General features: G+C 69.9%; 17 protein-coding genes. All 17 read right to left on the bottom strand.

Annotated features, from left to right (window positions below; all coding sequences use genetic code 11):
• Positions 1-121: 121 nt before the first annotated feature.
• The 17 genes from ACGFYQ_RS34250 to ACGFYQ_RS34170 all read right to left on the bottom strand — a co-directional run bounded on the left by ACGFYQ_RS34250 (position 122) and on the right by ACGFYQ_RS34170 (position 13,109).
• Positions 122-646, bottom strand: a complete 525-nt coding sequence (locus tag ACGFYQ_RS34250) for a hypothetical protein (RefSeq protein WP_393750105.1) — start codon at positions 644-646, stop codon at positions 122-124.
• A 100-nt stretch (positions 647-746) separates the two neighbouring features.
• A complete protein-coding gene (locus tag ACGFYQ_RS34245) occupies positions 747-1,337 on the bottom strand; it encodes a hypothetical protein (RefSeq protein ID WP_393750104.1) in 591 nt (196 codons plus the stop codon).
• A gap of 70 nt (positions 1,338-1,407) precedes the next feature.
• Complete coding sequence (locus tag ACGFYQ_RS34240; RefSeq protein ID WP_393750103.1) at positions 1,408-1,836, bottom strand: hypothetical protein; 429 nt, start codon at positions 1,834-1,836, stop codon at positions 1,408-1,410.
• Entirely contained in the window at positions 1,836-2,078 is a 243-nt protein-coding gene (locus ACGFYQ_RS34235) for a hypothetical protein (RefSeq protein ID WP_393750102.1), read from the bottom strand. The genes ACGFYQ_RS34240 and ACGFYQ_RS34235 overlap by 1 nt, the downstream gene beginning before the upstream one ends.
• A gap of 40 nt (positions 2,079-2,118) precedes the next feature.
• Positions 2,119-2,649, bottom strand: coding sequence for a hypothetical protein (locus ACGFYQ_RS34230; RefSeq protein WP_393750101.1), 531 nt, complete (start codon positions 2,647-2,649; stop codon positions 2,119-2,121).
• A complete protein-coding gene (locus ACGFYQ_RS34225; RefSeq protein ID WP_393750100.1) occupies positions 2,649-2,981 on the bottom strand; it encodes a hypothetical protein in 333 nt (110 codons plus the stop codon). The genes ACGFYQ_RS34230 and ACGFYQ_RS34225 overlap by 1 nt, the downstream gene beginning before the upstream one ends.
• Positions 2,982-2,994: 13 nt before the next feature.
• Positions 2,995-3,858 (bottom strand): hypothetical protein, encoded by an 864-nt coding sequence (locus ACGFYQ_RS34220; RefSeq protein WP_393750099.1) that lies wholly within the window; start codon positions 3,856-3,858, stop codon positions 2,995-2,997.
• A 15-nt stretch (positions 3,859-3,873) separates the two neighbouring features.
• Positions 3,874-5,676: an SGNH/GDSL hydrolase family protein gene (locus tag ACGFYQ_RS34215; RefSeq protein ID WP_393750098.1), complete on the bottom strand. Its 1,803-nt coding sequence runs from the start codon at positions 5,674-5,676 to the stop codon at positions 3,874-3,876.
• 27 nt (positions 5,677-5,703) lie between these two features.
• Positions 5,704-6,168 (bottom strand): hypothetical protein, encoded by a 465-nt coding sequence (locus ACGFYQ_RS34210; RefSeq protein ID WP_393750097.1) that lies wholly within the window; start codon positions 6,166-6,168, stop codon positions 5,704-5,706.
• A 119-nt stretch (positions 6,169-6,287) separates the two neighbouring features.
• The gene (locus ACGFYQ_RS34205; RefSeq protein WP_393750096.1) at positions 6,288-6,749 is read right to left on the bottom strand and encodes an IPT/TIG domain-containing protein; all 462 of its coding nucleotides are present in this window, start codon (positions 6,747-6,749) and stop codon (positions 6,288-6,290) included.
• A 116-nt stretch (positions 6,750-6,865) separates the two neighbouring features.
• Positions 6,866-8,113, bottom strand: a complete 1,248-nt coding sequence (locus ACGFYQ_RS34200) for a hypothetical protein (protein ID WP_393750095.1) — start codon at positions 8,111-8,113, stop codon at positions 6,866-6,868.
• Positions 8,110-8,385: a hypothetical protein gene (locus ACGFYQ_RS34195; RefSeq protein WP_393750094.1), complete on the bottom strand. Its 276-nt coding sequence runs from the start codon at positions 8,383-8,385 to the stop codon at positions 8,110-8,112. Before ACGFYQ_RS34195 ends, ACGFYQ_RS34200 begins: the two co-directional genes overlap by 4 nt.
• A 71-nt stretch (positions 8,386-8,456) precedes the next feature.
• Complete coding sequence (locus tag ACGFYQ_RS34190; RefSeq protein WP_393750093.1) at positions 8,457-9,749, bottom strand: phage major capsid protein; 1,293 nt, start codon at positions 9,747-9,749, stop codon at positions 8,457-8,459.
• A 220-nt stretch (positions 9,750-9,969) separates the two neighbouring features.
• Positions 9,970-11,895 (bottom strand): 2'-5' RNA ligase family protein, encoded by a 1,926-nt coding sequence (locus ACGFYQ_RS34185; RefSeq protein ID WP_393750092.1) that lies wholly within the window; start codon positions 11,893-11,895, stop codon positions 9,970-9,972.
• A gap of 59 nt (positions 11,896-11,954) precedes the next feature.
• Complete coding sequence (locus ACGFYQ_RS34180; protein WP_393750091.1) at positions 11,955-12,155, bottom strand: hypothetical protein; 201 nt, start codon at positions 12,153-12,155, stop codon at positions 11,955-11,957.
• A 12-nt stretch (positions 12,156-12,167) separates the two neighbouring features.
• Positions 12,168-12,725, bottom strand: coding sequence for a hypothetical protein (locus ACGFYQ_RS34175; protein WP_393750090.1), 558 nt, complete (start codon positions 12,723-12,725; stop codon positions 12,168-12,170).
• 111 nt (positions 12,726-12,836) lie between these two features.
• Complete coding sequence (locus ACGFYQ_RS34170) at positions 12,837-13,109, bottom strand: hypothetical protein (protein WP_393750089.1); 273 nt, start codon at positions 13,107-13,109, stop codon at positions 12,837-12,839.
• Between the last annotated feature and the right edge of the window lie 10 nt (positions 13,110-13,119).

Here is a 13,119-nt window from a genome sequence, read left to right as displayed (position 1 = left end):
TCTGATGCCAGCAGGGCGACTTCCTCGATGAGCTGGGCCAGCAGCTCGGTGGAAACCGTCCAGCCCTCCATGTGGGCGGACTGGATCCGGGAGTCCTCCGGCAGGCCGTCCAGGAAGCAGATCAGTCGGCGGAGCCCGAGGAATCCGGGCTGGCCGGGGCTGAGCCAGATGCCTCGGGCGTCGAGGTGGTGGTGTCGGGAGAGGTCGGATTCGACGTCTCGCCATCGCTCTCGGAGGAGTCGGCCGATCCGAACAGTTTTCCCAGTTCCACCCCGTAGACGGTGGCGAGCGCCTTGGTGATGCGGAAGTAGTCGGGGATCGAGGGGTTCGCGTCCTCGAATCGCTCGAAGTGCTCCTCGCCCAGGCAGATCACGTAGATCGCCTTCACGGCGTCGATGAACTTGCGCGGGAGAGAGGGCCGCTTGAACAGCAGTTCAATGACGTCACCGCCGACGCTGCCGCCCTCGGTGCGGGCGAGGTCGGTGAGCAGGCCGACGAGGTCCAGGTCCTCGCTGAGGAGAGGATCGAGCGCGGCGGCCGGAAGTTCGGCAGGGAAGAGGAAGGCGTTCTTGTTGAAACGCACTTCGATGCCGTCGGGGTACTGGACTTCGCGGCGCTCGGCGTCGAGATCGATGACGTAGGGCATGGACGTGGGCCTCTCTCGGGTGGGGCTGAGTCGCAGGGGTGCGGCAGCGCGCGGACACTGGCAGGCCGTCGGGCCTTGTGTCGCGCGCTGCCGCGAGAGGTCACGCGGTGAGAGCGAATGCAGGGTCGTCGGTGATCAGGTACCAGGCATCGGTGTCGTCGCCGCCCTGGATGGCCAGGCGCAGGGGCAAGATCGCCTCCTTGGTCTTCGCGAGGTCCTTGGAGACGCCTTCCATCTGCATCGCGCGAGGGATGACATAGCGGTAGTGCTTGCCGCCGTCGATGACCTCGATGACGGCCGCGATCTCCGTACGGCCGCCGATCTTCGGCGGGGTGAACTTGTAGTGCTTGGCCGTGCCGCCGCCGGCCGGGGTGACCTCGCTGACGGTGCCGCCGCCGTACACCGCCCGGAAATTGGCAGCGGACCACTGCTGCAGGTCTACCTCGACCGTACCGGCGTCGGTGGTCTGGAAGGTCCGGGTGGGGTACGAGGACTGCGCGCTGCGGACCTGCTCGAAGTTCGGCTCGGAGGCGAACTTGAGACTGTCTTCGGTCGTGAGTCCGACGCTGCGCCAGCCGGTGCCCATGGCGACCGTCGCGTCGTTCGGCGCGACGGTGCCGACGGCGCCCAGCCAGATGCGGGTGAGTGCGGGGATGACGATTTCATTGGAGTTGGCGGTCTCGCCAGCCATGAGGGTTCTCCTGTGTCCGAGGGCAAGGGCTCGGACACCGTGAAGAAGGACAGGTGCTTACGTCGCGCGCTCAGGGGTGGAGGGTGACGGACAGGGTGAGCAGCCAGCGTGGTTGCTCGTCCACCAGCGGTGACCAGATGAGCAGGCCTGAGGGGCGGACTCCGGAGATGACCGGCCGGCCGCCGGTGTGCGGTGCCTCCGGGAGCTCCCGGGCGGCCACCGCGCACGTGAGGAGCAGGCGGCGCAGCTCGGCCTTCCCCGGCCAGCCTCCCGGGTCTCCGTACACCTCGAGCGTCACCTCGGGGCTTGTGGCCCATGTGAGGTCGCGGAGGTCACCGCCCGGGCCGTCGGTGACGCGCAGGTGCGGCCAGGGCGCTTCGGCGGTTCCGGACACGCGGCCGGGACCGCCGAGGCACTCGGCGACCTTGGGGTGCTGCTGGAGCCAGGCCAGGACCTCGGCGACCGGGTCGGTGCTGGCCAGCTCGTACGGGTCGGCCATCAGGTGCGGGCGGTGTAGCCCTGGGTCCGCAGACGGCGGGCGTAGTCCGGCGAGACGCGGATCGTGGCGCCCGGCGGGTAGTCGGCGCCGCCGATGCGCAGGTGGTGGGAGAGGACGACGGTCACCGCAGGAGCATCCGTAGCCGAGGGCGGTCCGACGACCGGGGCGGCAGGCGCAGTGCTCTTCTCCTCGGTGGCCGGGGTCGGGGTGGTGGAGGTGGTCGGGGCGTTCTTCGTAGTCATGGCGGGCACTGTGCGGGGCCGAAGACTTTGTGTCGCGTCCTCAGCGGCGGGCGGCCACCGCCGCGGCGCCTCGGGACATGAAGTGGGCTCCGGGTGCCACGAGATTGCCGGGGTAGACAGTGCCGACTTCCGCCTCGACGACCATGGGCCCCTGCGCCACCACGGTGACGGTGACCTTCTTGCCGGCGATGACGGGTTGACCGGTGTTGATGTGCCGGGCGATGCCCTGCGGGTCCTTGTGCGTGGTGCAGCGGCAGTTCTTGATGTTGGCGACCGCGCGCGAGCTCTGGTCCCGGGGCTCCAGCATGTACGTGAACGCTCCGACGCCGCGGTGCCGACGGTCCCAGGCCATGGAGTTGATGCTGAACCGGAGGTTGCCCGGGACCTCCTGGCCCTGAGCGGTGACGTGTGTGGGCCGTACGTGGTCGTCGGCCATGGTCACCCACCGCTTGGTGGGCGGGGCCAGCCGCCTGGCCTCGCGTTCGACCTGCTGCGCGATGCGGTGGACGTGGGGGGCGACCATGCGGGCCAGCTGCTCCTCGAGGCCGGGCGCGGGCCTGAACTTCGCCATCAGGGGACCTCCGGTGGGTTGAGCGTGGCTGTTGCCTGTACGTAGTCGGCTGCCGAGCAGCCGGGCACGGCGTGATTGCGGGCGCTGGTGAGCGTCCAGGAGCGGCCGGCCGTATCGGTGACGGTGTCACCGGGCTCGACCGGCCAGGCGCGCGGATCCAGGCGCATCGACCATGAGCCGTCGGGCTGTTCGAGGACGGCTCCCGGCCACGTTCCCCGGGGGGCTGGTCGCTGGTTCGGGTCTGGGGGAACGGGAACTCCGTGGGCGTCGCGCTCCCAGGGGTGCGGGAGCACGAACACCGTCAGGGCAGCGTTCGGGAGGACGACGGCCACCCGGACACTCCTTTCAGCTGCTGCGGTAGCGGGCGGAGGAGTACGGCCAGGGGGCGCGCTGCGGTCGGCCCAGCGGCCGGTAGAGGAGGCGGCGCAGGCCCGACAGCGTGTCGATCGAAGGGAGCGATCCGGCTTGGCCGGCCGCGGGAGCCGCGTCGTAGGAGACCGACTGGCCCTCGGCGCTCACCGAGGTCACCCTGCGGTTCTCACCGCCGACTCCGCCCGGGCGCTGACGCTCGGCCTCGGCAGCGTGAGCGGTCACGTACCGCACGATCGGTTCCTCCGCGGAGCCGTTGAGGCCGATGTGGAAGTCGACGTCGTACGTGCCGTCGCCCAAGGGCCGGTATCCGATGACCTCGGCGATCTCATCCTGCGGTGCCAGCGGCCAGCATTCAGGATCGTCGAGGCCGTCAGTCCAGCGGGGCGTGGCGCTGCGGAGAACGACATACCGGGGCACGAGCGGACGCCCCAGGTAGCCGGCGACGTCTGCTTGCGCCTTGCGAACGGCTCTCTCCAGGGCAGCGCGCTGCTCCCCGGTGAGGGGGAGGGGCACGCCGAGCTCGTCGGCGACGGACTCGGGTGAGGTGACGAGTCCGCTGTCCAGCGGGAAGTCGAGGTAGAGGGTGCGGTCGATCGCGGTGGTCGCTCCCTGGGACGGGGTGAACGTGATGGTGGCCCAGTACCGGCCGTCAGCCAGGTCGGGGAGCGTGAAGGCGTAGCGGCCCGCCCCGGTGCGGGTGGCTGGCCCCACGGTGGCGGCGGGGACTCCGGAGCGGTCCGGGGTCTTGTAGAGGGTGATGCGATCGACCTGTCCTCCGGCCGGTTCGGGGTCGTAGAAGGCGCCTCCGTAGAGGGGCCGGTAGCTGTAGGTGCCCACGGGGTTCCCTTCGGGTCAGGCCGGCATGACGGTGTGCAGGAACCACAGGATGCGGCGGGCAAGGTAGGTATGTCCGGCGTCGGTGGGATGGACGCCATCCGCACCGACGTACAGGTCGGCGTTCCCGTCGCCCTTGGGGGCGCTTGTGTTGCCGGTGCCGGTGATCCACGCGCCGTGCGTGGCAACGAGCGTGCCGGTGGCGTCGTAGATCTGGCCGGTCTGCGGGGCCACGAACGGGAACTTGGCGGTGGCCGCGGCGGCTCGCAGGGTGGCGGTGGTGTTGATGTGGGAGGCGGCCGGCACGCCGGTGGGTGACCAGCAGCCGATGACGTAGACCTGGCAGCGGGGTAGGGCGGTTCTGATCCGGTCGAAGAGGGCTGCAGCTGCCGAGGCGATCTGCGCCTGGTCGCCGGAGGCGTCGTTGTAGCCACCCCATATGACGAGCCGGTCCGGCTCTTGTGGGATGACGTCGATTTCGGCGCGTACGCCGAAGGTGGTGTAGCTGCCGGTGGCCACGTAGCCGGTAGAGCCGCGGCCTTCGCGCCAGACGTCCGTGCATCCGAGAGCGCGGCCGACGCGGTCGACCCAGGTGCCGCAGCCTCCGCCGGTGTTCTGGGCTGAGCCGTCGCCCAGTGAGTCGGTGAGGGCCATGAAGCGGCCCCCCTTCAGGGGGACCTGCCACATGTGCGTGTTGGGTGGCAGGTAGATCCCGCCGAAGGGCATGGCGGTGAAATCGAAGCGCAGTCGGCGGGGGGCGGCGCTGCCGAAGTCGATGGTCATGAGGTGCGTGGAGCCCTGGCCGGCCACTGTGCCGCCGGAGGGCTGCATCAGATCGGTGATCTTCCTTCCGTCGATGGACAGGCGGTACATGCTGGCCGGCGAGATGTGCTTGAAGCGGAGCTGGAAGGCCTGTGCGTCGGTGCCGACTTCGAGGGACCAGTTGGTCTGCCCGGACGCGTACGTGTTGGGGTAGCGCGACAGCGGCAGGACGTATGAGCTGTCGGGGGTGCCGGTGCCGATGGTGAAGTTCGTGGCGCCGGCCCAGGTGTACGTGCCGCGCCGGTCCGTGCCGGACAGGGCGACCGGGTCAGGGGCGTACTTGATCCAGCCGGCGTTGGGGGTGCCGGTCTGGACGGTGTTGATGGCGGGTGCGGTGCCGGCGTAGACGGCATCAGCGACCGCGAGGTCGGGGAGGTCTCGCACCCGCCAGGTGGTGGCGGGCAGGAAGCGGGCGGCGGCCCATGCGCGGTCGCCGTGCGGGTCGGTTGCGGTGGTGTGCGCGTTGAGGGCCTCCATGATGCCTGTGCTGCCGAGCGCTACTCCGGTGGCGGGCCAGCCAGCGGCGGTCTTGGGGCCGTAGAGGGTGGTGGAGGGAGTGTGGAGCCAGAAGTCGCCCGGGGCGCCATCGCCCGCAGCCGGGAGGACCGAGCCGGAGAGGATGCCGGGCCCGCGCTCGCCGCGGACGGGGATGTAGTTCAGCTGCGCCGGGTCGGACGGCATCAGTCGTGTGAGGTCGACCTCCGCCGTGTCGGCGGGCAGGGCCATGCTGAAGTCGCGGGTCGTGCCGTCGTCCAGGAGCAGGACCACGGTGTATACCCAGCCGGACGGGTCGCCCTGATCGGTCGCGATCAGCAGGATGCTGAATTCGCCGTAGGTGTCCAGTTCAGCGGTGGCACTGCCCGCCACCATCGTCTGCGCCTGGTCCAGCTCGATGATGGCGGGGACCTGGAAGTGCAGTGTGCCCTTGTAGGGGGTGCCGTCGGGACGGCGGAGGCGTCCGAAGACGCGGACGGTGCGGATGCCCGCGGGGATCGTCATGGTCACCTTCGGCTCGGAGGGCGGGGATCAGGACCCGGCCGAGCGGTCGGCCTGCTGTCGCAGCCGCTCGAGGATCCGGGCGGCGATGCCCTCGGAGACGACGGCTCCCTGGGGTTGCAGGAGCCGCTCCACGGGGTTGCTGTGCGGGCCCAGAAACGTCCGCTCGACGAGCCGGACGGTGCACACGAGGCTGGAGCCGTACGGCGTGAGCGGCTGGAAGACGGCATCCACGTCGGCGGGCGGCTGCTTGGTGTCGTCGTCGAGGATCACTTCGGCGAGGTTCTCGTCGTCGGGGATGACCTCGGTCGGGGTGACGAAGCCCGGTGCGGCCGGCGCGTCGGGGGCCTCGTCGACCTGCGGCGGCTCCAGCGGGGCCACGTCGGGCGCCTGCGGGACGCTGTCGGTCGACGCCGGGAAGGTCCCCTCCTCCGTGCCGGGGGCCTCGGGCTGAGTCGCGGGGGTCATCTTGCGGGTGCGGGGCGTGGTGGCCATGGTGGCTGCCTCTCGGGTGGTGGACCGGTCGGCGCGCACCCTGCACGGGGTGATGTGCTTGTGTCTCGCGCTGAGGCGGCGGCCCCCCGCCAGCGCGTGCCGGAGGCCGCCGCAAGGGGTCAGGAGTAGGTGAAAGCGCTGGTCTTGGTGACGTCGCCGGCGTCCGCGACCGCGACGAGGTTGACGGCCCCTGCCGCGCCGGCCGGGCTCGTGACGCTCAGCTCGGTCGCGGAGAGGCGGCGCAGGTTGGTGCCGGGGGTCGCGCCGAACTTCACGGCGCTCACTCCGTCGAGGTTCGTGCCCTTGACGGTGACCGTGGTGCCGCCCGCTGCGGGGCCGGTTGCCGGGGTGAGGGACGTGATGGTCGCCGCGGTGAACAGGCGGTCGATGACGGACTGGGCGACGACCGTCCCCTCCTGGTAGAGCAGGTGTCGCTTGGAGCCCTCCGGGGTGCCGTCGCCCGGCCCGTAGGGCTCGGAGTAGTAGATGTCCTCGGTGATGCGCTTGGGGGTGTCGGCGACGGTCGTCGCGGGGAACGCGGCCTTGGTGATCCGCGCGCCGTTCTCCTTGTAGAGACCCATGTGTCCTCCTCGTCGGTGTTGGACGAGGAAGGATGAGGCAGACGTGCCCCTTGGGTCGCCTTCTGCCGCCTGGGCGAGGGGGCACTTGCACAATTGGGCAAGAATGATCTTGGTGGCTACAGAAGCCGGAGGTCGTCCCAGCCGTTCGGGCCGACGCTGAACACCAGGAGTCCGGAGGTGGAGACTTCCCCCGAGCGGACGGTGTACCAATCGCTTCCGTTGTCGAGGGTGGGGGCCTGGATGTGGAGGCGGCCGCTGCCGAGCTGCTGCGCGCGGAAGTGGTGGTAATGCCCGCTGATCAAAATCTGCGCGTCCGCGACGGGCTGCCGCCCGAAGGTCTGCCCGCGCCACCAATCGCCAGCCTTCTCCGGCCGCGGGTACTGATGGCCGTGCGCCAGGCCGACGATGGTCCCAGCGACGTCGAGGCTGACGGTGTCGCGCCACCGCTCAGGCATCACGAAGCTCACGTGCCCGTAGGCGTCCTGATTGCGGGCGTAGGCGTCCGCGATCTGGCTCATGACCTCGATGCCCCAGTCGTCGACCGGCGGTCCGAGGGCGTCCTTGCCGCGGCGGACGCGTCCGTGGTTGGAGCCACACGTCGCGGCAACTACGCGGTCGAAGCGCCCGGCGAGCCGGTCGAGGCCTTCGAAGCTCAGGCGACGGTGGACGCGGATCATCTCGGTCAGCGTCAGGTCGTTCGTATGGGCCTGCTGTGCCGTGTTCTCAAACCCTTCAACGCAGTCCCCGGCATCCATCCAGTACGCCGCCGTCGGGGCGCGACCGATGGCCTTGAGGTCGCGTATGTGGTCGTCGAGCCGGTCGAACCGGTCGGCGATCCGAGCCACCAGCTCCGGGGTACCGCCGTCCTTTCCGACCTTGCCGGCCTGCGCGTCGGCGTAGACGACCACCAGGGCGCGCTCGGCGGTGTCCACCGCGGTGCGGGGCTTTCGGCGCCGTCGCATCGCGTCGCGTACCAGGGCGTCGACGTCGCCGGCGGACAGCCAGGCGGGGGTGGCCGGTTCGATGACGTACCGGCACCGCCACACGGCCCGCGTGACCGCGTCCTCGCCCTGGGCGTCGCGGTGCCAGGCCGCGGGATCGTGCCGGGCCTCCACAAGGCGGACGCGGAAGCCGTCGGGAATGGCCAGGCCGAGGGCTTCCACGCGCTCACGCCAGTCGGCTTCACTGTTGGGCGGCTGCTCGTCGGCCGGCGCGGTGACGACCATCGTGCCGCCCGGCTCGTAGCGGACGCCGGTCTCCCAGCCGCGGGGCGCCGTCATGGCAGGGCGCTGGATCTGGGTGGGCTGAGACTGGCTTTCGCCGGCGGGTTGGAGGAGGGCCTGCAGATCGTTGGTCAGGGTCATCGCGGGCACCGGCATCCGTTGGACTCGCTGCGGCGCCGGTGACGGGCGACGGTGTAAGCAGTGACCTCAGCGCCATACCGGCGCAGGGTGTCGGCGATGGCCTTGGCGGTGATGTCCGGGACTTCCAGGACGTTGCGCAGCGCGCTGGCCGTGCTCTCTTCGGCGCGGTCGAGGAAGGAGCCGACGCTGCAGGGCGGCCCTTTGCGGGTGGTGGGGGTGCTGGCGAGCGCTTCCAGTTCGGCGGCCAGGCCAGGGGGTTGGTTCTCGATCACCAGCGTCCTCCGTTGTCGTGATGGTCTACGGAGGGGGCGCCCGGGCCGGGCGCCCCCTCCTCGGAGTCGGGTCAGCCGGTGGGCTGCGTCCAGCTTCCGATCACGAAGGACTCGGGGCGGGGTACCTCGAGCGCCACGCGTTCGTCGGCGCGGAACGTGATCAGACCCTGCTCGTGGTTCGTGCCGTTCTCGGTGGAGACAGTGACGGAGACGTTCTCGCGGTCGTGAAGCTGCGCGCCGAGACCGAACGCGCCGATCAGGAACTTGTTGTCGGCCATGGCCGTGGTCTCCACGACGTTCAGGCGCCACACGCGCTTTTCGGCGCCGATGGCGACCTGCAGGGCGATCCGGAAGGCGCCGGTGTCGTCCGTCTCCACCTCGACCTGCTCCCACATGGTGGGGCTGAGGACGATGCCCGTCGGGTCGTACTCGGCCAACAGGGCCTTGGTGATGGACCGCCGGATCTGCACAGAGTGCTTGTCGGAGGCGAGGCCGGTGTACTGCTGGACCCCGGGCGTATTGAAGAGTCCGGTGATGGACTGGCCGTCGCCGACCGAGTGCAGGAGGTCCCAGTCCTCCTGGTACTTCACGCCCTCCACCATGCGCGTGTTGATGAACGTCTTGAGCCTGGGCTCATCCGACAGGATGTTCTTGTGCGCATCGAGTAGATGCGCAATTTCGGCAACCGGGTACATCACCGGAACCAGGCTCAGCTTGGACCGCGGGGCCCGACCCCAGGTATCGGTGTCCGCCCCGGTCGCGGGAGAGACGCCGTCGGCGGCGTACCGCTCCTTGACCTGCTTGGCGTTGTTGGTCCAGCCGGTCTCCCGCGCGCCGTACAGCACCGCGTTCTTCGTCGAGGACTTCGGGAAAAGGTCGCGGATGTGCCACTTGCGGTAGGCCCGCTCGGCGATGCCCAGGTTCTGGGCGGACCCGAGGGTCTGGTGGGTGACGGTTCCCGCGCTCAGCGAGAAGATCGACTTCCCTTCCATTTCCGCACGCAGGTACGGACGGTCGCGGAAGCCGCCCTCGGCAGCGCGCTTGTAGGCGTCCGAATCGACGAACAGGTCGCCCAGGGACTTCTCCTCCTGACCCTGGGGCTGGCCGTAGTGGAGTCCAGCGGCCGGCGGTCCTTCCGGCGCGTCGAGGTACTGCTTGACCTCCGCCAGGCCCTGCTCTGCGTCGATGAGGGACTTGATCTCCTGCGCCTGGGCGGAGACCGCCTTGAAGGCGGCGGCCTGCTCGGTGCTGACGACGAAACCACCGCCGTCCTCCACCTTGAAGGTCTGCGAGATCCGCTCGGCCTCCGCGCTCTTCACCTGCAGCTGCTTCTGCAGTTCCTTGAGCCGACTGTTGTCCGGCATGGTGCTCTCTCCCTGATGCTGGGTGCGTTTGACGTGCGTCGCTCGCCCGGCCAGCACCGGGACGCCTCAACGCGAGGCTGCATAAAAGAGGGAGAGGGCGGCTAACGTCGCGTGGTGCCCGTTCAGTACGGCGAGAACGGGCACCACAAGGGTTTTGACCTGCTGTTTTGTACGACGCGCCGCAAACTCGGCCAGGGATGGGGCAGGGCTGAGTCGCGACTCAGCCCCGGAACGAAGCCAGCAGCGCTTTCACCTCCTCCGCGTCCATGCGCACCGTGTCCGCGGGGTCCGCCTCCTCTTCTGTGTCGTCGGCGTCGTCGTCTGCGGGGTCAGGCTCGTCGGGAGCGTTGTCGTCCGAGCCCGGAGCCTCCTCGTCCTCGTCGTCCGCGAACGTGTACTCATCCCAGAGAGCCATCCCCGTCGGGCCGTCGGGCTCGCTCCGCTTCGGGGGCGGCTCCATGTCGAGTCCCTTCGCAGAGAGGGCCGCGACAAGGCCGCGGACGGTCGCGCGTACCTCCTCGAGCTGCTCCGGGTCGGCGGTCGTAGCAGAGATCCGCGCGGTGGCATCGGCGAGCGCTTCCACGGTGGGCTGTACAACGCGGGCATCGACGTCCTCTGCGCCAGTGGCCGCACGGTGGCCGCTGGATCCTTCCGGTACGACGACGGTGGCCAGTTCGACCGGTTCCGGTGTGCCGAGCGTGATGGCGCCGTTGATCGCCTGGTAGGGGACCGAGTAGGTCGAGTTCGGCTCCGGGCCATCGGTGGCAACCGAGACGATGACGCGGTCCGGATAGGTGCCCTCGATGCACGTCCACGTCTGGTCGTCCTGTCCGAGGAGATCGCGGACGCTGTCGGCAAGGCGTATGCGGAACTGCTCGTAGGACTCGGCAAGGAGCTGTGGAAACGTCACGGGGATCTCCTGGGGAGGGATGCGGCTCTTGGCCTCGGCGACCATGGCGCGGGCGGACTTGTGCTCGATGAGGCGGGCGCGTGCGGCGGCCACCACTGCGCGTGCGGACTTCTCCTCGCCGGCGCCCAGCGCCGCGGCGAGCTGCTGCACCGGGTCGGGCGCGCCGGGGTCTGTGTGCTCGGCGGTCGGGCCGGTGAGCCAGATCGGAATGCGGTCCGCGCCCCGAACGACGTGCACGGCCGGGAAGTCGACGGGAAGGGACGGCACATCCGGAAGCGGGGGAAGGTCGTAGCCGAGGGTGAGGTGAGGGGTGAACCCGTGGTCGTCGCGCACGGCCTTTCCGTACTGCTGGGCGAGACGTTCGGCGATGCGCTGGCGCAGTTCGGCCAGGCCGGGCACGTCGACGGGCACCCAGGTCGGGATGCCGTTCCCGTGGTCAGGGAAGCGGCCGATGCCGCCGATGGATCCGCGTAGCGGCTGGGCGTCGGCGATGGCCATCTGCACGAGGTGGGTGAGGTCGTCGGGGTGTCCGGGCAGCTGGTCGGCGTCGCCGAGGTAGGCGAGGGTGATGTGCAGGTGCTCGGCCGGGGTGCCGCTGTCGTGTGCGATCCGCTCGGCGATGGCGGCCGGGGGGTAGAGGGCGACCATCACGCCGCGGTTGATCTGCTGCTCGGCGGCCTTGACCTCGAGGACGGGTGTGCGGGTCTCCTTGTGCTCCATACCGCTGGTGGCAGGGTCGGCCTTGACCTCGAGGGAGCGGGTCATGGGGTGGGCGCCGTGGAGGACCGGGCTGACTTCGAACAGGTCCAGGGTGTGGATGATGCGGACGCTGTCGCTGCGGCGGGTCGCGCCGGACGCCGGCACCCGGTAGCCGATGGAGAACTGGGCTTGCCCGTGCTCATGCCACTGCTTGACCTGCTCGTAGACGTCGCGGCCGCGGCTGGTGCGCAGGTTGAATGCAACGGTGGCGACCAGGGCGCCGGCTTCGGCCGGCCAGTCGGGGATCTCGGCGAAGCGGCGGTCTCCCGGCTGCCATTCGGCGATGTCGAGGACGACGCCGACTGGGTCCTTCCACTCGTGGTGCCAGACCGTCTTGACTGGGCGCTTGGCCAGGGTGGCGGTGAACGCTCCCGGCTGGATCAGGTCGTTGACTTCGTCGACGACGCCCGTTACAGCGAAGATCGCCCGGCAGGTGCCTCGCTGGGGCGTGGTGCGAAGGGGTGGAGCGCTCGGCACGGCGGGGAACCTCCGGCGGTGGACAGTGGGCCGCCGGGCACCGTGCCGGTCGCGCCCCCTTACTGTCCTGCCGTGGCCGGCTGGTCGGCCTCAGCGGCTGAGCGGGCCTCGACCCAGCCGCGGGTCCAGTACCGGTGTCCGAACTGCTGCTCGGCGTTGCCGAGGCGGTCGTACGGGCATGCATCGGAGGGGTCTCCCGCCTTGTAGGCGGCCTTGCCCTCCTGGGTGAGAGCCAGGAAGGCCTGGCGGGTCATCTGCACTGCGTCGGCTCCTCACTGGGGCGGGAACAGGGGTTCCTGTCCTCCGCGGTCGTCCGTCGGGTTGGTGTCGGTCGCAGCTTGGCTGTGCGCGCGGGTCATTTGGGCGTCATCAACGTCGATGGCCCATGCGTCGGCGTCGCTGTATCGCCACACCTGTCCGGCTGAGTCGCGTACCCACCCGGTCAGTGTGCCGTCTGGCGCCTGGTCCAGCCATGCCTCTTCGCCCTGACTGCCCATGTAGGCGGCAAAGGCAGCACTCGGGGCGGTCTCGTCTCCCTCGTCGTACATGTCGCCGGACCACGGTCGGGCATCGTCACTCGGGGGCGCCGGTACTTCGGCGGCCTCGTCAGCGGTCGGGGGCGCGGCGCCGTCGGCCGGTGGGTCCTCGGCGGGCGAAGGTTCCGTGTCGAACGTGTCGGTGGAGGGGTCCTTTGAGGCTTCGGAGGCTGGGGGTGCGGTGGGGTCTGCCTCTTCGGTCGTCTCGTCGAGCTGCTCGTCGTCGTCCTCGTCGTCCCCGAACGGCTTACCGCCCTTGGGGAGAGCCTTGATGGCGAATCCGTATCTGGTCACGGGCGGAGGATGCCCACACGGATCCGCTTGTGTCCCGGCCGTGAGAGCCGTCAGGCGCCCGGATCGAACCATCAAGATCATTCTTGCCCAATTGTGCAAGTCGGCTTCTGCTCAGTCTCGAGGCGCCTCCGCCCGCCGTGGCGCGCCGGCGCCCTCGTCGACGACGCTGGTGAATTCTCGCAGAACCGCGAGGACAGATGCCTCGTCTTCCGGGTCCACCATCCGTAGAGGTCCCGTGGCCGACAGGGGCATCCGGCGGCCCTGGTGTAGCTCGACCAAGGCAGCGATGCGGCGCGACCCGATCACCGGGCGGACGGCCCGCCCGGTGATCTGCACTGCGTAGGCCGCGCCGTCATCGAATGTGCCGGTGACGGTGAAAGGCATGGTGCTGACT

It is taken from the genome of Streptomyces sp. NPDC048258, from assembly GCF_043201995.1.
GTDB lineage: Bacteria > Actinomycetota > Actinomycetes > Streptomycetales > Streptomycetaceae > Streptomyces.
The sequence above is the reverse complement of the archived record's forward strand: the minus strand, read 5'-3'. Positions and strand labels throughout refer to the sequence as shown.

Coding starts and splice junctions, on each gene's coding strand:
- ACGFYQ_RS34250 (WP_393750105.1), bottom strand. CDS start 646: ATGCCCTACGTCATCGATCTCGACGCCGAGCGCCGCGAAGTCCAGTAC.
- ACGFYQ_RS34245 (WP_393750104.1), bottom strand. CDS start 1,337: ATGGCTGGCGAGACCGCCAACTCCAATGAAATCGTCATCCCCGCACTC.
- ACGFYQ_RS34240 (WP_393750103.1), bottom strand. CDS start 1,836: ATGGCCGACCCGTACGAGCTGGCCAGCACCGACCCGGTCGCCGAGGTC.
- ACGFYQ_RS34235 (WP_393750102.1), bottom strand. CDS start 2,078: ATGACTACGAAGAACGCCCCGACCACCTCCACCACCCCGACCCCGGCC.
- ACGFYQ_RS34230 (WP_393750101.1), bottom strand. CDS start 2,649: ATGGCGAAGTTCAGGCCCGCGCCCGGCCTCGAGGAGCAGCTGGCCCGC.
- ACGFYQ_RS34215 (WP_393750098.1), bottom strand. CDS start 5,676: ATGACGATCCCCGCGGGCATCCGCACCGTCCGCGTCTTCGGACGCCTC.
- ACGFYQ_RS34210 (WP_393750097.1), bottom strand. CDS start 6,168: ATGGCCACCACGCCCCGCACCCGCAAGATGACCCCCGCGACTCAGCCC.
- ACGFYQ_RS34205 (WP_393750096.1), bottom strand. CDS start 6,749: ATGGGTCTCTACAAGGAGAACGGCGCGCGGATCACCAAGGCCGCGTTC.
- ACGFYQ_RS34200 (WP_393750095.1), bottom strand. CDS start 8,113: ATGACCCTGACCAACGATCTGCAGGCCCTCCTCCAACCCGCCGGCGAA.
- ACGFYQ_RS34190 (WP_393750093.1), bottom strand. CDS start 9,749: ATGCCGGACAACAGTCGGCTCAAGGAACTGCAGAAGCAGCTGCAGGTG.
- ACGFYQ_RS34170 (WP_393750089.1), bottom strand. CDS start 13,109: ATGCCTTTCACCGTCACCGGCACATTCGATGACGGCGCGGCCTACGCA.